Annotated in this window: 19 protein-coding genes and 2 pseudogenes; 12 read left to right on the plus strand and 9 right to left on the minus strand. The window is 49.0% G+C overall.

The annotated features are described in order from the left end of the window. Positions 1-155: 155 nt before the first annotated feature. The 3 genes from METTU_RS05005 to METTU_RS05015 all read left to right on the plus strand — a co-directional run bounded on the left by METTU_RS05005 (position 156) and on the right by METTU_RS05015 (position 2790). Positions 156-1373: an MFS transporter gene (locus tag METTU_RS05005; protein WP_006890229.1), complete on the plus strand. Its 1218-nt coding sequence runs from the start codon at positions 156-158 to the stop codon at positions 1371-1373. Positions 1374-1511: 138 nt separating this feature from the next. After that, positions 1512-2018 (plus strand): DUF1993 domain-containing protein, encoded by a 507-nt coding sequence (locus tag METTU_RS05010; protein WP_006890230.1) that lies wholly within the window; start codon positions 1512-1514, stop codon positions 2016-2018. A 187-nt stretch (positions 2019-2205) separates the two neighbouring features. Next, positions 2206-2790, plus strand: a complete 585-nt coding sequence (locus METTU_RS05015) for an HD domain-containing protein (protein ID WP_006890231.1) — start codon at positions 2206-2208, stop codon at positions 2788-2790. A 78-nt stretch (positions 2791-2868) separates the two neighbouring features. Here METTU_RS05015 and METTU_RS05020 read toward each other — a convergent pair whose 3' ends face one another. Then, positions 2869-7197: a DEAD/DEAH box helicase gene (locus tag METTU_RS05020; protein WP_006890232.1), complete on the minus strand. Its 4329-nt coding sequence runs from the start codon at positions 7195-7197 to the stop codon at positions 2869-2871. Positions 7198-7391: 194 nt separating this feature from the next. Beyond that, positions 7392-7892: a HugZ family pyridoxamine 5'-phosphate oxidase gene (locus tag METTU_RS05025; RefSeq protein WP_006890233.1), complete on the minus strand. Its 501-nt coding sequence runs from the start codon at positions 7890-7892 to the stop codon at positions 7392-7394. Positions 7893-8490: 598 nt separating this feature from the next. On the opposite strand from METTU_RS05025, the gene METTU_RS24320 reads away from it, so the two are divergent. Further along, a complete protein-coding gene (locus METTU_RS24320) occupies positions 8491-8703 on the plus strand; it encodes a hypothetical protein (RefSeq protein WP_040579624.1) in 213 nt (70 codons plus the stop codon). Positions 8704-8771: 68 nt separating this feature from the next. Continuing rightward, positions 8772-9660, plus strand: a pseudogene (locus METTU_RS05035) (ISAzo13 family transposase). 662 nt (positions 9661-10322) lie between these two features. Here the strand turns inward: METTU_RS05035 and METTU_RS05040 are convergent. Continuing rightward, positions 10323-10523: a CsbD family protein gene (locus METTU_RS05040; protein ID WP_006890234.1), complete on the minus strand. Its 201-nt coding sequence runs from the start codon at positions 10521-10523 to the stop codon at positions 10323-10325. Positions 10524-10913: 390 nt separating this feature from the next. On the opposite strand from METTU_RS05040, the gene METTU_RS22215 reads away from it, so the two are divergent. Both METTU_RS22215 and METTU_RS05045 read left to right on the plus strand, forming a co-directional pair. Further along, on the plus strand, positions 10914-11156 hold the full coding sequence (locus tag METTU_RS22215) for a helix-turn-helix domain-containing protein (RefSeq protein WP_081466870.1): 243 nt from the start codon (positions 10914-10916) through the stop codon (positions 11154-11156). Between the two features lie 363 nt (positions 11157-11519). Then, on the plus strand, positions 11520-13004 hold the full coding sequence (locus METTU_RS05045; RefSeq protein WP_006890235.1) for a RimK family ATP-grasp domain-containing protein: 1485 nt from the start codon (positions 11520-11522) through the stop codon (positions 13002-13004). Positions 13005-13187: 183 nt separating this feature from the next. Here the strand turns inward: METTU_RS05045 and METTU_RS25060 are convergent, their stop codons facing one another. From METTU_RS25060 to METTU_RS25075, 4 genes are read right to left on the minus strand one after another with little or no spacing between them, the layout of a single operon-like run. Further along, positions 13188-13316 (minus strand): hypothetical protein, encoded by a 129-nt coding sequence (locus METTU_RS25060; protein WP_436969937.1) that lies wholly within the window; start codon positions 13314-13316, stop codon positions 13188-13190. Continuing rightward, positions 13313-13465: a DDE-type integrase/transposase/recombinase gene (locus METTU_RS25065; protein WP_436969938.1), complete on the minus strand. Its 153-nt coding sequence runs from the start codon at positions 13463-13465 to the stop codon at positions 13313-13315. The genes METTU_RS25060 and METTU_RS25065 overlap by 4 nt, the downstream gene beginning before the upstream one ends. After that, positions 13443-13949 carry an IS3 family transposase gene (locus METTU_RS25070; protein ID WP_050897719.1) on the minus strand — a complete coding sequence of 169 codons (507 nt, stop codon included), beginning with the start codon at positions 13947-13949 and terminating at the stop codon, positions 13443-13445. The genes METTU_RS25065 and METTU_RS25070 overlap by 23 nt, the downstream gene beginning before the upstream one ends. Continuing rightward, the gene (locus tag METTU_RS25075) at positions 13942-14307 is read right to left on the minus strand and encodes a transposase (RefSeq protein WP_006890236.1); all 366 of its coding nucleotides are present in this window, start codon (positions 14305-14307) and stop codon (positions 13942-13944) included. The genes METTU_RS25070 and METTU_RS25075 overlap by 8 nt, the downstream gene beginning before the upstream one ends. A gap of 210 nt (positions 14308-14517) precedes the next feature. On the opposite strand from METTU_RS25075, the gene METTU_RS05060 reads away from it, so the two are divergent. Further along, positions 14518-14757, plus strand: coding sequence for an alanine-zipper protein (locus METTU_RS05060; RefSeq protein ID WP_006890237.1), 240 nt, complete (start codon positions 14518-14520; stop codon positions 14755-14757). A 1571-nt stretch (positions 14758-16328) separates the two neighbouring features. Beyond that, positions 16329-16874, plus strand: coding sequence for a DUF4010 domain-containing protein (locus METTU_RS05070; RefSeq protein WP_217182786.1), 546 nt, complete (start codon positions 16329-16331; stop codon positions 16872-16874). A 111-nt stretch (positions 16875-16985) separates the two neighbouring features. Here METTU_RS05070 and METTU_RS05075 read toward each other — a convergent pair whose 3' ends face one another. Together METTU_RS05075 and METTU_RS05080 are read right to left on the minus strand one after the other, a co-directional pair. Beyond that, positions 16986-18344 carry an IS1182 family transposase gene (locus METTU_RS05075; RefSeq protein ID WP_006889238.1) on the minus strand — a complete coding sequence of 453 codons (1359 nt, stop codon included), beginning with the start codon at positions 18342-18344 and terminating at the stop codon, positions 16986-16988. A 54-nt stretch (positions 18345-18398) separates the two neighbouring features. Further along, complete coding sequence (locus METTU_RS05080) at positions 18399-18719, minus strand: DUF2252 family protein (RefSeq protein ID WP_040579625.1); 321 nt, start codon at positions 18717-18719, stop codon at positions 18399-18401. Positions 18720-18800: 81 nt separating this feature from the next. Between METTU_RS05080 and METTU_RS24795 the strand changes: the two genes are divergently transcribed. From METTU_RS24795 to METTU_RS05095, 3 genes and pseudogenes are all read left to right on the plus strand, one after another. Next, positions 18801-19175, plus strand: coding sequence for a transposase (locus METTU_RS24795; protein ID WP_006889711.1), 375 nt, complete (start codon positions 18801-18803; stop codon positions 19173-19175). A 168-nt stretch (positions 19176-19343) separates the two neighbouring features. Then, positions 19344-20012: pseudogene (locus METTU_RS24800) on the plus strand (IS3 family transposase); the annotation flags it as partial. A 391-nt stretch (positions 20013-20403) separates the two neighbouring features. Next, positions 20404-21012 (plus strand): hypothetical protein, encoded by a 609-nt coding sequence (locus METTU_RS05095; RefSeq protein WP_040579627.1) that lies wholly within the window; start codon positions 20404-20406, stop codon positions 21010-21012. Positions 21013-21218: the final 206 nt, after the last annotated feature.

Genomic DNA, 21218 nt, shown 5'->3' on the forward strand with positions numbered 1-21218 from the left:
CCAGTGCCATGGATGGCAAACTGTGTACGTCCATGTAGCCTGGATCCCGGCAATCCCTGCCGGGATGACGTGCTTTTCAATACTTATGTATAACGACGAGCGCAACGCGTGGGAACGAGATAATTATTTTAACCATTTCGAATACGTCGCTAATCATGACAACCATTAAACGCACCGGCATTCATTATGCATGGATCGTACTCGCTGTTACCTTTATCTGTTTGTTTGTTGCATCAACGCTTCGGTCCGTTCCGGGCATCATTATGCTGTCGCTGGAGCATGAATTTAATTGGAGTAGAGAAACAATAAGTGGCGCCGTTTCGGTCAATCTGCTTTTATTTGGGCTGGCCGGTCCTTTTTTAGGCAGATTGATGGATTTATACGGAACTAAAGCCATCACCGTGATCATGCTTACCCTGGTCACTTTAGGGGCGGGCGGCAGCATCTTCATGCAGGAGCCCTGGCAACTGTATTTGTTTTGGGGCGTGATCATCGGCGCAGGTTCGGGAGGCACCTCAATAGTGATGGGATCGACCGTTGTCAATCGCTGGTTTCGGCAACGGCGCGGTCTGGCTTTGGGGATTTTGGGCGCCGCCTTTTCATCGGGCCAGTTAATTTTTACGCCTATTATAATGAACCTGAACATGCAGTTCGGCTGGCGGGCGGTAACGCTGTTTATAGCGTTGATGCTGGGCTTGGTCGTATTACCACTGGTTATGATGTTTATGACTAATAATCCCGGCATAAAGGGATTGCAGCCTTATGGCGACAATGGGGACGCTGCACCTGAAGTTCGTCCTGACCCGAACCCGATGCGTTCGGCAATGGCCAATCCTCAGTTCTGGTTGCTGGCTTTCAGCTTCGGTATCTGCGGTTTTACCACCTCAGGCCTGTTTCAGACGCACTTGATTAGTCACGGCATCGAACACGGTTTTCCGGAAATGACGATGGCCGTGTCATTAGGCGTAATGGGCGCGACCGATATTGCAGGTACCGTTTTCTCCGGCTGGTTATGCGATCGTTTTGGTAAGTGCTGGCCGCTGGCGATTTATTACGCGCTGCGGGGCGTTTCATTATTGTTGCTGCCTTATGTCGAATCGACCGGGCAACTGATGGCCTTTTCCGTTGTCTATGGGCTGAATTGGTTGTCGACGGTTCCGGCAACCTCAGCACTCACAGCGGATCTGTTCGGCAAACAAAATGTCGGAGTCGTTTTTGGCTGGATCTGTTTTGCCCATCAGGTCGGCGCAGCGTTAGCCAGTTACGGGGCAGGCTATTTACATGGCTTGTTCGGGAATTACACCTTGGCCTTTATGACCTCCGGTCTTTTTGCCTTAGCGGCTACCGGGCTGGTCATGAATATACGGGAATGAATAAAATTTAAAGGGACCGCTATTTTGTCGTGCCCTAGACAGTAATGCATTAGAGATTTTTCAGCTTATAAAATAATATGTACTGGCTATTCGTATAGAATTTACAACAATCCCCCATCATTCACTGGAGAAACCTTTATGTCATTGACTATGTACCAAGCATCCATCCCCGTTTTTGTGCGTATGTTGGATAATTTATCCGGGATACTCGACAAAGCTGCCGCCCATGCCGAAGCAAAGAAAATCGATCCAGCCATTTTTGTAAACGCGCGTCTGGCACCCGATATGTTTCCGCTGAGCCGCCAAGTACAAATTGCGACTGATATGGTCAAAGGTTGCGCCGCTCGACTGGCTGGCATTGAAGTGCCCAGTTATGAAGATAATGAAAGCACTTTTTCCGAGTTGCAAGCGCGTATCGCCAAGACCAAGGCGTTTATAGAAAGCGTCAGCGCGTCGCAAGTTGACGGCAGTGAAGAGCGCAAAATCACGCTGAAATTTGGCAGCAAAGAGCTCAGTTTTTTGGGACAAGCTTACTTGCTTGATTTTGTGTTGCCCAATTTCCATTTCCACCTCACCACCACTTACGCCATACTGCGGCATAATGGCGTGGCAATTGGAAAAAAGGATTACACCGGCGATTATTAATCTGCGTGGGTTAATCGCCTTCGGCCAAAAGCTGCCTTTGGCGATTTCCCCCAAAGCTAACACTTGGAATTGCCATCAGAAGCCTCTTGTAAGATACTCACAAACGGCGGGCAATTCCCTTTTTCATTTATTTCCCTGAAATAGAGCAGCCCCTTTTTTTCCTTATATGCATGAGGAGATCGAAATCATGAACACACGTGCGAACTTCAAGTCCTTACAGGAGGGCACCAAGGAAGATTGGCAACTGATTTTTAGCGAATTCAGTCGATTTGCCAAAGGGCTTCCTGACCGGGTGATGGCCCACCTTAAACTTCTGGAGGGTGACTTTGGCGGTTTTCCGGTAGACCGTTACATCCACTCACTGCAAACAGCCACCCGCGCGCTGCGTGATGGCCGGGATGATGAATATGTTGTCTGCGCTCTGCTGCACGATATTGGCGATACGCTGGGAACGTACAATCATCCCGACATCGCGGCTGCCATTCTCAAGCCCTTTGTCAGTGAAGCCAATCTTTGGATGATCCAACACCATAACATTTTCCAGGGCTACTATTTCTTCCACCATATCGGCATGGATCGCAACATGCGTGAGCAATTCCGCGACCATGTTCACTTTGAGCGCACAGCCGAGTTTTGTGAGTTGTACGATAGCCCGGCCTTTGACGCTCATGCCGAAACCTTACCCATCAGCGAATTCGAATCCATGCTGAGGCGAGTTTTTACCAAACCGGTCAATTCACTCTATAAAGCTGCGCTGGAAGCGGCCAATTGAGGAGCGGGGTAATTTTGTCCACAAAATGGAGGGCTTAAGGCTTTGAATATTGGCGATATAATCCTTTAAAAAAGCAGATCAAATCGGCAGGCGAGCAGTATGTTGGTAAGCGGTTAAGTTCGGTTTACGCAGCAACGCATTTTTAATCCGCCATTCATCCTGCAGTTCAAGTTGTACAAGGAAATTGATTTTACTTTGCGCGCTATGGGCAATCGGAATTCCGTCACGGTATAAAATGCGCTGACCCGGCTGCCCCGGTACGCGTTGTCCCGGCGTAACCAGGCCGGTTAAATTCAACGGATCGGCAGCGCTGATGGCAATGAGATCGCCCTGTCTGGATTGTTTGCGGATTTCTCTCAGGGCGCTAACCGCTTCCGGCAAGGCATATTGCTCCCCGGCGAAGCCCTGCACGAAGCGGCCGCCGCGCAGCTCGCCCCGCGCCTCCATGCGCCGGAACACATATAACAATTCCCGCCACGGGGGCAGAATGTCTTCCTCATCCAGCAGCTTACGAAAGATAATGCCGTAACGACGCAGCAGGACTCGGGCGATGTGTTCGCAGTGTTGATAGCGGTCGGTTTCGACCGGCTGATTCGACCGGTTTAACGACCAGCGGCCGGAGGCGGCGAACGGATCATGATGCGGATATTTTTTGCTGCGGCGTTGCTGGACTTTCTGCGGCGTGATCAGTGTGCGCAAACCCTGGAAACTGTCAGCCGTAACCAGTCCCCAGGCCGCCAGTTCCGCCAGCGCTTCTTCCAGTTGCGATTTGAGCAGGCCGGTTTCTGCCAGCAGGTCTTCGAAGAAGCTGGCGCCCCATTGCTTCAGCGCATCGTAGACTTTTTGCCCCTTGCCCGATAAATCCAGCGCCTCATTGTCCGGCAGCGGCGCATAGGCGCGCCAGTGAGGAAGATTAGGCCGACTGATAAAGCTGATTGAGGTGGATTTTCCGGCCGGGTTTTTGCGTTTGTTCAACGCAGTCCCGCTAGGAGCTTGCAGACGCAGCCAGGTGATTTTGCCGGAGCTGCACAATTTATCCAGATCGGAAGACAGATAGAAACGCATTCTGGCCGGCAGAATATCGGCTTCCCAGCATACGGCCGGAAGACAGAGGCCTTCCAGTTGCAATAATCGCTGTTGCAAGGCGGCTTCTCCTTCACCCGGATGATCCAGACCGTGCCAGCGAAACAGGAAACGCATGAAATCCGCCGGAGCAACCGGCTCGATTTCAGTGCGCAATTGTTTGAGCGTATAGCGATGAATACGCGCCAATAAGCCGCGTTCGCACCATTCGGTCGCAGTGTTTTCCTGGGTAAATCTTCCTTGAATCACGAAGCCTTCCTGTTGCAACGCGATTAAGGCGCGGTCAATAGTGGCGATGTCCAACGTCAGCGGGGCAGCCAGCTGCGCTACGGTGACCGGTCCCAATCCTTCCAGGCGGCTGCGAACGATTTCCCTGACGGCGCTGTCCGGATCGATTGCTTCATCAGCGGCAACCGCTTCGATGGCGGGATGAATCGGAGCCCGCGGAAACAGCAGTTGCAAAACCTCCAATCGTTCGGCCGCAATCCACAGGCGCGTGTCATCGACAAGAGTCATGACGGTTGCGCGCTTGCTCTTTTGCAGGCTTTCCATTAGGTTGGTCCAGCCGTGGGCAAGATTGTCGTGCAGGTTCGAAAGCGGGCCGCGTTCTCCCTCGGCTTCGGTCAGAAATCCCAGAACCACCAACGCATCGTGAAGTTCATCCGGGGTATGGGCTTCCGGCCAGGCTTCGATGCGTACTCTTTCGATGGCTTCGGGATTCAAGTGGCCGATGTCGGCTGCGCTTTGCGGGTCCATGAAGCGCCGTTGCTGCACAGCCAGCGTCCTGCGTTCCTCGGCAGGGGCATCGTCTAAAAAGGCATAGGGCCGGGCGTTCAGTATTTCCAGGGCCAACGGTGAAGGGCTGGCCAAATCCCTGGCGATGACGGTGATCGTTCCCCGTTCGATGCCTGTCAACAGCCGTTCCAGGCCGTCGATGTCCATCAACTCGTGCAAACAGTCGGACAAGGTCTGATTGACCAGCGGGTGATCGGGGATCTCCCTGTCTCCGGCGATGTTTTCCTGGCAGGCGAGCTGGTCCGGAAAGACCAGGGCGATAAGGTCTTCGGCGTCGTTGCGTTGAAAATAGGCGGGAACTTTCTTGCCTGCGCGGTTGCGCGGCACGGCCAGCGCGGTGTTGGCAACCCAGCGCCAGCGCGACGGAAACATCGGGGCGGCTAAAAGCGCCTGGATCAGGATGCCTCTGACCGTAGCCGCTTTAAGATAATTGGCCGGTTCATCCAATGGAAAACTGTGGGTTGGACCTAGCGACAACACAATGCTGTCTTCGCCGGCGGCGGCCTGTAGTTCGAAGTTGAAGCGGCGGCAGAAGCGTTTTCGCAATGCCAGACCCCAGGCCCTGTTAATCCGGGAACCGAAAGGCGAGTGGATGACGAAATGCATGTCGCCGGTTTCATCGAAAAAGCGTTCGAACACGATTTGCTGTTGGGTAGGCAATACCGTCAAAGCCGCCTTGGCCGCGGCTAGATATTGCGCCAGTTGTTCCGCGGCGGCATGGGGAAGCTGCAAGTCCTCTTTCAGATAATGGTAAGCCGCATCTTCTCCCTGTTCGAGCTTGGCATTCACGGTTGCGCGTAAATTCGATACCGCAAGCGACAGTTCATCGCTACGGCCGGGTGCTTCACCCATCCAGAACGGGATATTGGGCGGCTGTCCGTGGGCATCTTCAACAAATACCCGGCCCTGTTCGATCTTGAGCATTCGATACGAGCTGTTGCCCAGTTGAAATATATCGCCCGGCAGACTTTCAAACGCGAAGTCTTCATTCAAGGTACCGACAAAAATACCTTCCGGTTGCAATATCACATCGTAATCGAATTGGTCGGGTATCGCGCCACCGTTAAGCAACGCAGTCAGTCCCGCACCTTTGCGTGGACGCAGCATGCCGTGAACGGCATCCCTGTGCAGATAGGCGCCACGCCTACCGCGCCGTGTGTGAAAGCCGTCGCTGAGCATTTTGACGACGTCTATAAACTGCTCGTGGGTCAGTTCCCGATACGGCCAGGCAGCGGAAAAAGCCTGATAAAGTTCGTTTTCGTGCCACTCGCGGCAGGCAATCTCGGCGACGATTTGCTGCGCCAGTACGTCCAGCGGATGATCGGGAATCGAGATGTGGTCCAGTTCATCCCGTTGAATCGCCGCCATCATGGCCGTGCATTCCACCAGATCATCGCGCGACAACGGAAACAAGCGGCCTTTCGGCGTAGCGCCAAGTTGGTGACCGGAGCGCCCGACCCGTTGCAGAAAGGTTGATATCGCATGCGGCGAGGCCAGCTGGCAAACCAAGTCCACTTCGCCGATATCGATGCCGAGCTCAAGTGAAGCCGTCGCCACCAGGGCTTTGAGCGTACCTTGTTTTAAGCGCTGTTCCGCTGCCAGCCGGTGTTCCTTGGCCAGACTGCCATGATGGGAAGTGACAAATTCTTCGCCCAAGCGTTCGGCCAGCGCCGCAGCCACGCGTTCGGCCAGACGGCGGGTATTCACAAAAATCAAGGTCGTGCGGTGTTGCTCGATCAACTGTTCAAGACGATTGTAGATTTCGCCCCAGACTTCCGCCGCCATGACCGCTTCCAGCGGCGAGCCGGTGACTTCTATCTGCAAATCGCGTTGCCGTTTATGGCCGGTATCGATAATCGTGCAGTGCGTTGTCTGGGTTCCGGTCAGAAAATGCGCCATCAATTCGACCGGTTTTTGGGTGGCGGATAAACCGATGCGCACCGGCGGCGTTGCTGTCAGCTGCGCCAGACGTTCCAGGGAAAGCGAAAGATGCGCGCCACGCTTGTTGCCTGCCAGCGCATGAATCTCATCGACTATAACGCTACGCACCGAGCTCAACATCTCGCGTCCTGAATCCGAGGTGAGCAAAATATAAAGCGATTCCGGCGTGGTGACCAGAATATGCGGAGGATGGCGCTTCATTGCCGCGCGTTCTGCCGTCGAGGTATCGCCGGTGCGGGTTTGAGCCCGGATGGCGACATCGGGCAGACCGTTTTCCAGTAGTGCAAGGCGAATGCCGTTCAGCGGCAGTTCCAGGTTTTTGTGAATGTCGTTAGACAGCGCTTTGAGCGGCGATATATAGAGAATCCGGGTTTCATCCGGCAACGGCGATTCCAGTCCCTGTTGCACTAACTGGTCGATGGCCGCAAGAAATGCCGCCAGGGTTTTACCCGAGCCGGTAGGGGCAGCGATCAGCGTGGATTCGCCCGCACGAATCGCAGGCCAAGCCTGGCGTTGAACGTCCGAGGGGGCGTCGAAATGGGTATTGAACCACTGGGCGACGATAGGATGGAACGATGTTAACGGCATGGCATCGGATTCAGCTTGAGAATACGGGATCCAGTATGAACGGAATTAGAGTATCAATCCAGCCACTACTCGGATTTCTGTCATCCCTGTAAATCAGCATCCATTTTCCAGGCAAGTAAGACGGCGGTTATTTTAAAAACAATGAGATAGAAAGGAGAGCAGGTAAGTCTTGACGGATAGGAACAGGCACGCAGTCACTGCTTTTTAGTCAACGAGGACAAGGTATCATCCTCAACATTAATTGTGTAGGCCCGGCCAAAACCCGCAACATATCGGCCGCTTTGCGGGCATAAAGCAAATAAGTGAAAATCGGATAACGACCTTAATACACTGACAACTTCGCCGAATTTATCCTGCAACGCCATTAGCTGTGCCGTATAAATTGGCTCATCACGATCCAGCTCTTTGACTGTACAGTTGAATACCGCACGTTCGCGCGCAAAAAGATTGCGAGTTTCGGATTCCGGGCGAATAAACATGACCGAGGCTTGCGGATGATTCAATAAATTGGCAGTATGACTAGCGAGTTCGCTGACAAAGATATAGAAACACCCTGCCTGGTCCCGTACAAACGGAGCGTAGCTAAGATCAGGAATACAGCTTGCCGAAGCCGTCGATAGCAACAGCGTTTGCTGCGAGGTAAGCAGTTCCTGCAATTCAATTGTCCTTTCGCTTAGGTCTTCTGTTCCGTTCATTTTATGCATACCATTAGTGTGTTAGGTACATGATCTTAATTGAGATAGGCGATCTTTAACAATCGGTGTCTCAGATTATGTATAACTACAATCCGCCGAATGGATGAGGGCCATTTTTTTCAATCTGCAAATCTGTGTGTTTACCCATAAGCCGCACCTTTCTGATTTTGTATGATGTCGGCTTTTAAGGTGAGGGTAGTGCTTTACCTTTTCATACGCACGAACTTACAACCTTCTCGACCGAAGACCGCAGTGAATGCAGCGCCATATCAATGCGGCATTAAGGACTAATGATTAAGCATTACGCTATCAAATTTCTCATTGATATAAACAAAACACAGTGATCAGTTTTAAATGTTCAGATTTGATTTGGTAATATGACACAGGTACTGACAGCGAATGGCTTCAAGCGCCCAGAAAAAGACACTTGTTAGTTGCAAGACCGGTTCGATGGACAGGCAGGTCCTTAGGATATGGCTAACTATTACTTCCCGAAATCGAGTTGGCATACCGAAACCAGTTAAGTGATAATTACTGGAAAATTCACACTGAAAAAAGTTATAGAGTGACAGCATACCCAAAGGACATTGAACTAAAAATGCAACGGTTGTTTGCGAGGCTGTCAGAAAAAGATAAGCGAAGTTATGCGGCGATTGAGTCAGTCAAGTTAGGGCATGGTGGCATTGAATATGTGTCCGGGCTGTTTGGCATTGATCCCAAAACGGTGCGACGTGGATTGTCCGAATTGGATGTAGCGGAGGATCCCGCACCCAACCGGATCCGAAAAAAAGGGGCGGACGGAAAGGCATAAACGGGCAAAGTGAGTCGCTGGAAAGCAACTTTCTCAAACTGCTTGGCGAGTTCACAGCGGGCGATCCGATGCGTGAAGGCGTGTTATGGACGAACTTGTCGCGGAGCGAGATCAGCCGACGACTGGCTGAAATGGGGTCGCCAGCGAGTCGGCGCACGGTTCGCAAGCTATTGAAAAAGCACGGCTTAGGACAGCGTAAAGCGCGTAAGAAAAAGTCGCTGGGCAATCACCCTGACCGAGATGCGCAGTTTCAAAATATTGCCAAACTCAAGGCGGCGTATCAGAATGCAGGTGATCCGGTCATCAGCATGGACACCAAGAAGAAAGAGTTTCGGAAATTTTGCCCGCGAAGGCCACACCTATACGCAGACTCAGGTGGATACGCTGGACCATGATTTTCCCAGTGCCGGCGAAGGCAAAGTGATTCCGCATGGCCTTTATGATTTGGCGCGAAACGAGGGCTATGTCCACCTCAATACCAGCCACGACACCAGTGAGTTTTGCTGTGACAGTGTTGCACATGGGTGGCAGCAGCATGGCTGCACGCATTATCCTAATGCCCGCCGTTTGTTGCTGCTTTGTGATGGTGGCGGTAGCAACGCCAGTAATCGGCATGTCTTCAAGGAAGCGTTACAAAAGCTGGCCGACCGGCTGGGACTGGACATACGTATAGCGCACTATCCACCGTACTGCTCGAAACACAATCCCATCGAACATCGGTTGTTTCCGCATATTACGCGTGCTTGTCGGGGTGTTGTTTTTCATTCGCTCACCATCGCCAAGCAATTTATGGAGAAGGCGAAAACTAACACGGGATTGAACGTGACGGTTGATATTTTGACAGCGGTCTATGCGACGGGTAAAAAATGCGCCACTGATTTCCTCAAAACCATGACTATTGCGTTTGATGACTATCTTCCTCGTTGGAACTACCGAGCCATCCCTAAAGATTACTGATTTCGGGAAGTTATTTTTAGCCAAATCCTTAGGGACCATTCCTCCTCAGAAAGTGATAAGTGTATTTTATGCTGTGAATTTACAATTAGAATATAAGTGTCATTACTTATGCTGATGCACCATGGCTACTTCAACAGTAGCCTGTGCCCAAATTGGGCAGTAGTGTTATCTTTCTTATTGTTCTTTATAAGCTCTTAGCAACAAGTTAGCCGGTAAAGGTAATTTTTCTGACGGCATATTTGCTGGAACCGTCAGAGGAATCAATACATGCGAACTTTTTACAAGGCGCTTAACACTAGTTCCTGGCTTGCCTGGAAAAACGGATGCTGAAGGGGCAAATATCGGACGTTTTTTTACAGGCACAAATTCCACTTGAACGATTTATCGCTCTTGTTCGAGAGAATCCGCAGTTTACAAAAAAGTTATGGAGGATATTGAGCCATCTATTAGGAAGGCAATATCGAATTTTTGCACCAGTTCTTCGGCCCTGATTGAAGCCACCTGGAGTTGACAAAGCCCTTCAACTGCACACGACGCCCTTGTATGTTTTAACATTTGGGACATCAGGTCCATCTTGGGATGTCCGGCGGTAAATAGTATAGCCGTACCGCCGGAGCCCTTGACAACAGCGTTAAGTCAGAATCATAAAATGAAACCAACGATCAACTTTGAGTCTTCTCCCAGTCCTTGACCTGCTTTTCGGCTTCCTCTTTTGCGATCCCATATTTCTCTTGGACCTTACCAACGAGAATGTCGCGTTTTCCTGCGATTTGATCGAGTTCATCATCAGTCAAATCGCCCCATTTTTCTTTGACCTTACCTGTGAATTGTTTCCAGTTACCAGCTACTTGATCCCAGTTCATATCTATTCTCCTAAATTGTTTATAAAAAAATAAACTTCCCCTAACAGGCAAGCTAAGCTTAGAGGCGAACAGTTGCACATTCCACTATAAACTCAAAAACAATCTAGCATCTGGATCAGAAGATGTCCGTACGGTAACAGACATAATAATTCATACACAGCCGATAAAATTCATATAGGCAAAAAAACCTCGCTATATGGGTAAGAAAGCTGGTGCTATAAGTATTCGTACATATAGCAAATCACTAAATTAATGCTTAATCTACACTATTATCCATTGATGATATTTAGAGTCCCTCATGGGGAACAAAGCAATCTCATTCCCCTCTTTTCTGTATTTTAATTTAATCGGTTCATCTGGTTGCTAAAGCTTTTTGGCAATAGAATTACTATGACAACACACATTGAATTTACTTCAGAAACATTAGGAATCTTAAAAAAGGAAAGGCATACTCACCCAGTCCCTTTAGTTCGGCGGCGCTTAGAAGCATTATGGCTAAAAAGCCGCGGTCTATCTAATAATAGGATTGCCTTATTGGTGGGCATTTATGAAAGTACTTTGTGTGATTACTTTCAGTTGTATCAACAAAGCGGCGTAGAGGGCTTGAAAAGCCTTTACTTTTGTTTCGGTTAAAACCAAATCAATGCTTGCAAACAGCCAAATACGGAGCATCTTTGCGCCGTTGTTGTATCTTACGCGTATGTCCTCCGATGATGTCAACAAGCACGGTATGATTAGGTTTGAATCGCCAGCATGATAACTTGGCCGTTGAGTTCCGACCCACTTACCCGAAATCGAACAAGACGCCACAGGTCGCATTATTAGCCAATTTATGGCTATCGGTTTTGAATACCCCCCGTATCGGTTAAGTACTCTCATAAGGCTAACTCTGCATTACGCAACAGAGCCATTTAGTCCCTTTATTCCTTAGCGACGTTTTTTTCAGAGTGTCTATTACGCCCCCTTAAACAGTTTTTTAACAGGACAAGCTTAACTATGGCACACACCCTTCTGGTGGTTGACAATCTATCTGACTGGGCTCCATATTACCCAAGTGAACAGTTGATAACCTTTGAAGACTATCTCGCGACCGAGCAGGTTGCATCCGATCAGCGCGTACGAGTTATCAATTTGTGCCGCAGTTATTGTTACCTGTCCGACGGCTATTTTTGCTCATTACTGGCGGAAGCAAGAGGTCATAATGTCATACCCTCAGTTAAAGTTATCAGCGATTTAGACCGGAATGAACTGTATCGGCTGCATTTAGAAGATTTATCCCAAGCCTTGTCAAAAGCCGTTAAAAGCCAGGATCAACAAACTAAAATTACCCTCCACAGCTATTTTGGCATCCCTCCGGAACCCGCTTTTCAAGAGCTGACGCGTATCCTGTTTGAACGCTTCTCATGCCCGGTGTTGGAAATCACCCTACAGCATTTTCCCTCCGTAAATAAGTGGGAAATTAGCGAATTACAGGCTATCTCGCATCATAGTTTAGATGAAGTCGCCGAAACTCATTTTGCGGCAGCCCTGGATAAATTCAGCAAAAAAGTCTGGCGCAAAGATCGGCCGAAGAAATCCTCTCGCTTCGACCTTGCCATGCTCATCAACCCTGAAGAAAAAATACCGCCCAGTAACCGCGGCGCCCTTAAAAAATTCATTACCGCTGGAAGACAACTTGGCATCGACGTTGAGCTCATTTCGCCGCAACATTACGTGCGCTTACCGGAATTTGATGGTCTCTTTATTCGCGAAACCACCGGTATTAACCATCATACCTATCGTTTTTCTAAAAAAGCCGAAGCCGAAGGCTTAGCAGTGATTGATGATCCCACCTCCATGCTCCGTTGCACCAATAAAATTTATCTGGCGGACTTATTTCGTACCCATCGGGTACCTGCTCCTAAAACGTGGCTGCTGCATAAAGATAACGCCTCGCATTTGGATAATCTCGAAAAATCTACAAACTTCCCCATTGTCATTAAAATTCCCGACGGCTCTTTTTCACGCGGCGTAGTCAAGGTTCAAAACCGTCAAGAGCTAGAAGTAAAAGTTGCCGAGTTATTTAAACAATCTGCATTGTTACTGGCGCAGGAATTTTTATACACCGATTTCGACTGGCGTATTGGTATTCTTAACAATCAAGCCCTGTATGCTTGCCGTTACTACATGGTAAAAAACCATTGGCAAATTTATCGCTACGGCGGCAGTAAAGTGGATATGGGTAAATTTGATACCTTGCCGACCTTTGAAGTCCCTAAAGCAGTTTTAGAAGCAGCCTTAAAGGCCACGCAGCCAATCGGCAACGGCTTGTACGGTGTCGATATCAAAGAAAAAGATGGCAAAGGCTTTGTGATTGAAGTCAATGACAATCCCAGTATCGACCGGGGTGTTGAAGACCTATATCTGGGTGATGAGTTGTATCATCTCATTATGGCTGAATTCTTGCGTCGTATGGAAAACCGTCGTAACGGTAATAAATAGTTATTCCTCGCACCTCAACAACGGCACAGTGGCTGCAAAAGAACGATCAAGCTTTATTATGCTGATTGATCTTGCCCGAATTTCACGAACACTTAACTAAGCGACTTTTTTAGCTTCAAAAGTTTCTGGGCTGACATAGCCCAATTTGGAGTGAAGCCGTTTGCGATTGTAATACACTTCAAACTATTCGAATACTTGATACTTGGCTTCCGAACGCGTCAAAAACCGTTCGCCATGCACCGCTTCGACCTTAAAGCTATGGTTCCAGCTTTCCATTGCCGCATTATTGTAACAATCACCTTTCTTGCTCATGCTACAAACCAATTGATGTTGCTTAAAAAGTTTCTGATAAGCGCAGAACAATACTGGCTGCCCCGGTCTGAATGCACAATGACACCCTTCGGCATGTGACGACGCCACAATGCCATTATCAAAGCATCACAAACCAACGCGGCTGTCATACGTTCTCCGACAGCCCAACCAATCCACCCGGCGGGAATAAAGCTCAAGCACCACCGCCAAATACAACCAGCCTTCTTCGGTCCAAATATAAGTGATGTCCGACACCCACTTTTGGTCAGGCACATCCGCAGTAAAATTTTGTTCCAACAGGTTGGGCGCAACAGGCAAGGAGTGCTTGCTGTTGGGTGTGGCTTTGTATTTCTTGGCGGCTTTCGCACGCCAACCATTGTCCCGCATCAGTTTAGCTACACGGTGCCGGCTGGCCGGTTTGCCTTCTTCTTGAAGCCGCAGGGTGATTCTGGGTGAGCCCGGTCGGCCTTTTTCGTCATCAAAGACACGTTTGATTTCAGTCAGAAGCTTTTGGTTGGCTTGATCTCTGCCGGAGAGTGGTCGATTTTTCCAACTGTAGTAATCACTGCGTGAAACCGATAGCAGGCGGCACATCATACCCACGGGATAATGATCTTCGTTGCCCTTAATCATGGCGTACTTCTCGGCAACTGCTCCTGCGTTGCTCTACCTCCTGCATCCATGCAGTCGACTTGGGCATTTTTGCAAAGTACGCTGCCGCCTTTTTTAAAAAGGCCACCTCTTCCTCAAGACGAGCGTTTTCTCGTTTCAGGCGCGCCAGTTCAGCTTGTTGGAGCTTTTGCTCTTCAAAAGGCTGGCCTGTCTGACGGCGTATTGACCGCCATGAATATAGCATTGATTCGGCAACTCCCAAATCCTGGGCTACCTTGGGGATACCATCACGATCGGCACGTACCAATGCCTGTTCTTTAAACTGGGCTGTATATTTGTGGCGAACAGCGGGGGAGATTGATTCTTTTTTTGTTTTCATTATTGACCTCGGTTTTAGAGATTACTCTCTCAGCCGAGTGTCCGCTAGATCGGGGCAAGATCAAAACGCACCCAACAGTTGATCATGTTCGTTAGCGCACAGATAAAATTCAGTTTTGCATGTAGTATTTTCGTTAAGTGATGGGAAACATAATTCCGTACTTTAAACATGGCTATCTAGTAATGGCTAAATAATAATCAGGAGATACTCATGAACAAAAATCAATTAAAAGGTAGGGTCGAAGAAGCCAAAACTAAAGTCAAGGAAGCTAAAGGGAAAGTCAAGGAAGCCAAAAGTAACGTCAAAGAAGCTAAAGGGAAAGTCAAGGAAGCCAAAAGTGAAGTTAAGGCAGCTAAAAGGAAAGTCAAGGAAGCTAAAGGGAAAGGCGACGAAGCCGGTGATGTGATACTGGATGACAAGGATAACCGCCGGTATATCCGTCCTTCTTAATTCTACTTTGTCAGATTAACCCATCTGGCCAAAATAGAAGGTTTAATGTATAATAACTTATTGTTTCATATAGCCTAATAACGATGGCGCCGTGAAAATACAACAAATACCCTCAGCGATGTCCTACAAGGGCTTCCAGAAACTCGTAATGTCCATTTGGCGTCTTTTTCATCTTTTTTCGTGTCTTGCACCCGCGATGCCACAGCCACGTTTGAGGCCATATGCGCGGACTGTTCCAATCCGAACGAGCCAATATGCTGCGTATGCGCGAAGTTAACGAGGTCGACGCATCAAGCGATGCTTTGTTGGGTGGGTCGGAGTCGGTATTGATCTTTGATGAAAGCGCCTTTGCCAAGAAAGGCACGGCATCGGCGGGTGTGGCTCGGCAGTGGAATGGTCGGCGAACTGTCAGGTCGGTGTATTCGCGACCTTGTGCCGAGGCGAGATGGCTAGGCAACCGATGGAGACGGCTTTGCCATAGATTAAAATATCAGAACCCGGAGCGGTGCGCCCCCCCCCTGCCTGGCATGTAAGAGGTCGAATCCGTTGGGGTAATTTAGTTTCATTGACAAGTGGTAATGGCTATTGGGATTCAGCTCCACGATGCGGTAAGGATTTGGTTGAAAATAACTTCCCGAAACCACTATTTTCCATCGTCGAGCCGTTCGTGCTGAGCTTGTCGAAGCATGATCGGCTTGACGCGGTAGGCCGAAATTTTCCCGCTCACCCTTCGACAAGCTCAGGGCGAACGGAAAAATTTCACTCAATCCATATCGGGAAGTTATTACTGACCATATCCTAAATGCCTTCAGGTACTTGCCTGTCGCCTTGGCGCAATTTGGGGCCGGCCACGCCGCTGGCGGCCTAGATGTAATAGTCGCGAATGAAGCGGAACTCACCGCTGTCCCTGGCCCATAGTTCCAGTTTTTTTTCCTGTTTCAAGGCGATGAAGATGACTTCCCGGGGGGATAGGACACCTTCGCTGCGAGACAGGAGTCGAGTAGTCCCCAGAAGCGATAGCGCATGTGTTTTCACGAAGCGTTTTTTGCGTAGTGAAAATGCAGGCTTTCCGAAGTCGCGTCGAGTCATTGCGAGAATGAAGCTGGATATCCCCTCGCTGGGTATCCAACGAATGAAGCAGGACGGCTGGGGCAGCCGCAGGCATTAGCGGTCGCGTAGCTTTTGCCGCTTGTTGGGCACGGATGCCCATAAAAGCTTTCGCAAAAATAGCGACTCCCCGGCTCAGTAACGCGAAGACAATCAATCTCTAAAGGAAATTCTGATTATGCCTTTCGGCAAGCTCAGGACGAACGTTACTAGTTGAGTCAGTGCGTCCTGAGTTTTCCGAACCATGAATGGAATCAACTTGTTCGGTGTTTTTTAAAACTGGAAATAATACGCGGGCGGCACATGAACTCAATACATCTGACTGATCAACCCATTTTTGATTATGGCATTGCGCTAGGAATCGGTCTGCTAATCGGTGCCGAACGCGAACGGCGCAAAGGAACTGGCCCAACTCGTTCATCGATGGGGGTTGGACCTTCGCCACGGCTTCTCTTCTGGGTGCCGTGAGCCTAACGCTTGGCGATGCGATGCTGCTTGCTGTGATGGCACTGGCTATTGCAGGGCTTTCCTTGATGGCGTTTCGGCTCAGCCATGAGAAAGACCCAGGTTTGACGACTGAAGTGGCACTGTTACTAACACTGCTACTCGGCGGCTTGGCGATGCGCGAGCCTGCTTTGGCGTCAGGAGTGGCTGTCCTTCTGGCCCTATTACTGACCGCACGAACCGTCCTTCACCGTTTTGTCAGCACAATCCTGAGTGAGGCCGAACTCAATGATGCGCTGATTCTCGCCGCTGCGGCGCTGGTTCTGTTACCCCTCGCACCAGACCAGTACCTGGGTCCTTTCAATGCCTTGAACCCTCGGACAATCTGGAAAATTGTTATCCTCATCATGTCAATCAGCGCCACAGGATACATCTCACTGCGAGTAATGGGGCCACGTATCGGTCTTCCCATCACCGGTCTTGCTTCAGGCTTTGTGTCGAGTGCTGCCACCATTAGCTCAATGGGAGCTCGAGCCGCGAAGGAGTCTAGGAGGCTGTCGGATTAATAGAGCGAGCCTCCCCACTTAATCACGATTAAAATTTAAAAAAGTGGTTTATTGGGATTTTTAATGCCCATAGTTCTGTTTTATGGGCAGCTCAATGCTCTTTTTCCTCTCTCACCCTCTTAATACATGCATTCTTTTTAAATTCCAGCCTATACAGACTAAATTCCATTCACTTTGGACGGATTCCAGGCCTCGAAGCTGGAATTGCCTGAATCCCTGGACGTGTTTAATGATGCCAAACACGGTTTCGACAGTAGATTTTCGCTTGCCGTAGAGTGCTTTGCCCGCTTTGGTTGTTAAGCGATGGGTCATGGCCTCAACCGGCGGTAAGGTGCTTTCGCCTATTTCCGGCTGATGCTGAAACCGGGCGTCAAGGGCTTGGTTATGGCTTTGCCGCTTTTGGGCGATGTACGGTTTTATCTTTGCATCAGCACACGCCTTTACATTGGCTTGGCTGAAGTAGCCGGTGTCGGCCAACAGGTTGTCAACACTCCCCAAGCATTCCGGGAGCTGTTCCAGTTTGGCTAAGGCCGGTTCGATTTCTTGTTTGTCGTTGGTGTGTTGGGTGATGTGATGAGCAACGATCAGGTGGGTGGCAATATCAACACTGGCTTGGGCGTTATAGGCTTGTTCAAAACCATTAGGGGTCGGCATGATGCGGGACTCTTCATCGGTCAGGCTGACTTGATCTTTACCTTGAGGCGCATCGGTAGGCGCTTGGGGGGCTTTGCCGCCCATTTTCTTGCCGGTTTCACTCAGGTGTTGTTCACGCTTAGCCTGCTTTTCGTCATACTCGGCCTTTTCTTGCGCGTAACGCGCCTTGGCACGGGCCTGGATTTCCTGTTTGGCTTTGGCAATCACTGCTAAACGGTCTTGGCGGCGTTTGAGTTCCTTGGGTACATCCATGTCTTCTGGAAGCGGGGAATTGTCGGCGGCTTCAGCCAGTTTCATCAAGGTTTCAACTTCCTGTTTGAACTGGGCTTCCAGTTGATTGGCGTAATCCCAGCTCAAGGCTTTATGCTTGCTGGCATTGGCTTTAATCTTGGTGCCGTCCAGGCTCACCGTACCCAGCTTAAGCAGCCCCAAGGTTTGTGCAAGTACCAATATCTCGACAAATAGGCTTTCGATCTCTTTGCCAAAGCGCTTGCGAAAGCTGTTGATGGTGTCGTGATCTGGGTTTTCGTTGGCGCAGATGTATTTAAAGGCCATCGAGTCATGAGTGGCTTTCTCCAGTTTGCGACTGGAAAATACGCCGGTCGCGTAACCGTAGAACAGCAACGCCAACAGCATCGCCGGATGATAGGGGCGCTTTCCTTTGCCCGCATAGACGGCTGATAGCGTCCGTAAATCCAGTTGATCGACAATCTCGACAACAAAACGGGCCATATGATCTTCAGGCAAATAATCCTGAACACACGGGGGCAGAATGTAGGGGGTATCGCGATCAATCAGGATGAATTGGGTAGCCATTTTTGTTTTTTGATTTGGTGTTTCGATAGGGTTATTTTAACACTTTTTGCACTGCTAAATCCGACAGTCTCCTAGTTCCCAAGTGGCGGGAGCAAGCGCAGCTTCGTCGAAATCGTTGATATCGAAATAGGTCAGTCGGTTTTCACCCTTGAAGCTACCAAAATTTTCCAGATGCAGATCACCGCAAATCCAGGCGGAAGGGGCGTCATTGAGAGGCGAATTAGCAGGCCAGTCTTGATAGAATAGGTGACATGTGCCGCGCAAAAAAGCAAAGGCGTCGGTGCGCATCGCACAGTATTTCATTATCAGCCGATCGGGATCTCGCCCTTGGTTGAAGATGAGGATGCGTTCAATAACATTACGTTGCATGGACATGGAAAATACTGAATAGTGAAGTGGCTACACTAAACCGGACACACAATCTAAAATAATCTGAAAATAGAGAGTGTGTCGAAAATGGATCAAGAAAAACAAAAAGTAAAAATATATAGCGCCGAATTTAGAGAATCCTCGGTGAAGCTGGCGATAGGTTCTGATAAGCCGATTACCCAAACAGCCAGGGATTTAGGAGTCAATGCCAATACGCTCCATACCTGGATCAACAAATATAGCCAGCCGAAGGAGTACAGCAAAACCGTGCGAACCGATGAGCATCTATACGAAGAATTGAAGCGGCTGAAGAAGGAAAACGCCCGATTAATAGAGGAACGTGACCTGTTAAAAAAAGCAGCGGCGTACTTTGCCAAGGAGCAACGGTCGACTGCATGGATGCAGGAGGTAGAGCAACGCAGGAGCAGTTGCCGAGAAGTACGCCTGGGTCAAACAACATGAGAGCGAATTTTCGGTTAAATCGATGTGCCGGTTCATGAGCGTTTCTCGTAGCGCTTACTAGGCTTGGCAGGAGCGCCCTCAGACAGCCATTGAAAAAGACGATGCCGAGCTGGTTGAGGTCATAAAGACCCTGTTCCAGAAGAGTCGGAAAAACTACGGTACGCGTCGCCTCAAGGGGAGGCCTTAATCAACCGGGATCGGCAGGTCAGTCGACGTCGTATCGGCCGGTTAATGGCTGCTGCGGGTTTAGCCTGTAAAACCAAGCGCAAATTCAAAGCGACCACGAATTCCAAGCATAATTTGCCCATTGCCCCCAATCACTTGGATCGGCAATTCACGGTGGCGCAACCGAATCAAACCTATGTCGGCGACATCACCTATATTCATACACTGGAAGGTTGGCTGTATTTGGCTGTCGTGATTGACCTGTACTCGCGGCAAGTGGTCGGCTGGTCAATGGCTGAGCACATGCGGGCCAAACTGGTGAACGATGCGTTATTGATGGCCGTTTGGCAGCGTAAACCCGGTAAAGGCTTGATATGGCATACCGATAGAGGCAGTCAGTACGCCTCTGACAGTCATCGAACGCTATTGCAGGAGCATGGCATTATCCAAAGCATGAGTCGCAAAGGCAACTGCTGGGATAATGCCGTCTCAGAAAGCTTCTTTCATACCTTGAAAACAGAACTGGTTCATCATCAGCGTTATCAAACCAGAGCTGAGGCTAAGCAGGATATATTTGAATATATCGAGGTGTTTTACAACCGTGAGCGACTTCATTCCGCAAATCACTATGTGTCGCCAGTGGACTACGAAATGCAGCTAAAATCTGCTTAACTTTGTGTCCGGAAAAGTGTTGACACATCATAGTTATGAAAGAGTAAGTGTAAGTGAATCAAACCGAATTTTGTAGATATTTGACAGTCTCAATCTGAGATTAGGAGAACAACAAGCTTTATTGGGAATCAAAATTGTAACGGTTAAGGAGTTAATTAACCAAAAGAAGATCTTGCCCCGATTTTCCGGACACTTTGCTAAGAGCCCATATTAATTAACCTATGTGCCTTATCGCACAGACCGAATTTAGTTTTGCTTGTACTCAGATTAGCAAAATGTCATCCGCTCACCGTTCCGAAAAGTAAGCCGACACTGGCAGTAATGCCCATCGATAACATGCCCCAGAACGTGACACGGGCACCGGGGAGTCGCTATTTTTGCGAAAGCTTTTATGGGCATCCTTGCCCAACAAGCGGCAAAAGCTACGCGACCGCTAATGCCTTCGGCTGCCCCAGCCATCCTGCTTCATTCGTTGGATACCCAGCAAGGGGTATCCAACATCATTCTCGCAATGACTCGACGCGATGTCGGAAAGCCTGCATTTTCACTACGCAAAAAGCACTTCGTGAAAACACATGCGCTATCGCTTCTGGGGACTACTCGACTCCTGTCTCGCAGCGATAGAAAGCAGGTAAACGACATAAAAAACAAAAAGTTAAAAGATGTTATAGAGAATATGACAATAGGAAATGCAATATCAATATTAGCTATATTATTAACTTTATTAATAATATGGAAAGCAACAACAGCAAAAATAGAAGAAATTCAATTAAAAAATATTGCAAATGAAGCATCAAAATACATAGATAAAGAAAGAGAAAAAGAAGAAAAAATGATGCAACATTTCATAAACCAATCAAATGAAGATATAAAACAAATACAAAATGCACATAAAAAAGGAATAAATCAAATGCATAACCCCTATGAACAATACACAAATCAATTACAAGAAAACCGCAATATAGAACCAAGAAAAAAATTAAAGGAACCGCATGTATAACCAACTCAACGACTAAAGAAAAAACATGTAAAAACTATGATTAAACATCATGATTAAAAAAAACGATTCAGGAAGCTTGGACGTTGACATCAGGCCGAACGGCGCCAACGGTAAAAGATACCCACCAAAGCCGATGCCCTTCGCTGGGAAGCTTGGATAAAAACCAACAAGACAAAATCACCCGACTGGGAACCCACCTCAGATAC

It is taken from the genome of Methylobacter tundripaludum SV96 (assembly GCF_000190755.2).
In the GTDB taxonomy this organism is placed as follows: domain Bacteria; phylum Pseudomonadota; class Gammaproteobacteria; order Methylococcales; family Methylomonadaceae; genus Methylobacter_A; species Methylobacter_A tundripaludum.

Bases quoted from the DNA above. Each gene is read 5' to 3' on its own strand.
- METTU_RS25060 (WP_436969937.1), bottom strand. From the start codon at position 13,316: ATGAGCAAGAAAGGTGATTGTTACAATAATGCGGCAATGGAAAGCTGG.
- METTU_RS24795 (WP_006889711.1), top strand. From the start codon at position 18,801: ATGGATCAAGAAAAACAAAAAGTAAAAATATATAGCGCCGAATTTAGA.
- METTU_RS05060 (WP_006890237.1), top strand. From the start codon at position 14,518: ATGAACAAAAATCAATTAAAAGGTAGGGTCGAAGAAGCCAAAACTAAA.
- METTU_RS25070 (WP_050897719.1), bottom strand. From the start codon at position 13,949: ATGATTAAGGGCAACGAAGATCATTATCCCGTGGGTATGATGTGCCGC.
- METTU_RS05005 (WP_006890229.1), top strand. From the start codon at position 156: ATGACAACCATTAAACGCACCGGCATTCATTATGCATGGATCGTACTC.
- METTU_RS05080 (WP_040579625.1), bottom strand. From the start codon at position 18,719: ATGTCCATGCAACGTAATGTTATTGAACGCATCCTCATCTTCAACCAA.
- METTU_RS05010 (WP_006890230.1), top strand. From the start codon at position 1,512: ATGTCATTGACTATGTACCAAGCATCCATCCCCGTTTTTGTGCGTATG.
- METTU_RS25065 (WP_436969938.1), bottom strand. From the start codon at position 13,465: ATGACAGCCGCGTTGGTTTGTGATGCTTTGATAATGGCATTGTGGCGT.
- METTU_RS05020 (WP_006890232.1), bottom strand. From the start codon at position 7,197: ATGCCGTTAACATCGTTCCATCCTATCGTCGCCCAGTGGTTCAATACC.
- METTU_RS24320 (WP_040579624.1), top strand. From the start codon at position 8,491: ATGCAACGGTTGTTTGCGAGGCTGTCAGAAAAAGATAAGCGAAGTTAT.
- METTU_RS25075 (WP_006890236.1), bottom strand. From the start codon at position 14,307: ATGAAAACAAAAAAAGAATCAATCTCCCCCGCTGTTCGCCACAAATAT.
- METTU_RS05045 (WP_006890235.1), top strand. From the start codon at position 11,520: ATGGCACACACCCTTCTGGTGGTTGACAATCTATCTGACTGGGCTCCA.
- METTU_RS05040 (WP_006890234.1), bottom strand. From the start codon at position 10,523: ATGAACTGGGATCAAGTAGCTGGTAACTGGAAACAATTCACAGGTAAG.
- METTU_RS05095 (WP_040579627.1), top strand. From the start codon at position 20,404: ATGGGCATCCTTGCCCAACAAGCGGCAAAAGCTACGCGACCGCTAATG.
- METTU_RS05075 (WP_006889238.1), bottom strand. From the start codon at position 18,344: ATGGCTACCCAATTCATCCTGATTGATCGCGATACCCCCTACATTCTG.
- METTU_RS05015 (WP_006890231.1), top strand. From the start codon at position 2,206: ATGAACACACGTGCGAACTTCAAGTCCTTACAGGAGGGCACCAAGGAA.
- METTU_RS05025 (WP_006890233.1), bottom strand. From the start codon at position 7,892: ATGAACGGAACAGAAGACCTAAGCGAAAGGACAATTGAATTGCAGGAA.
- METTU_RS22215 (WP_081466870.1), top strand. From the start codon at position 10,914: ATGACAACACACATTGAATTTACTTCAGAAACATTAGGAATCTTAAAA.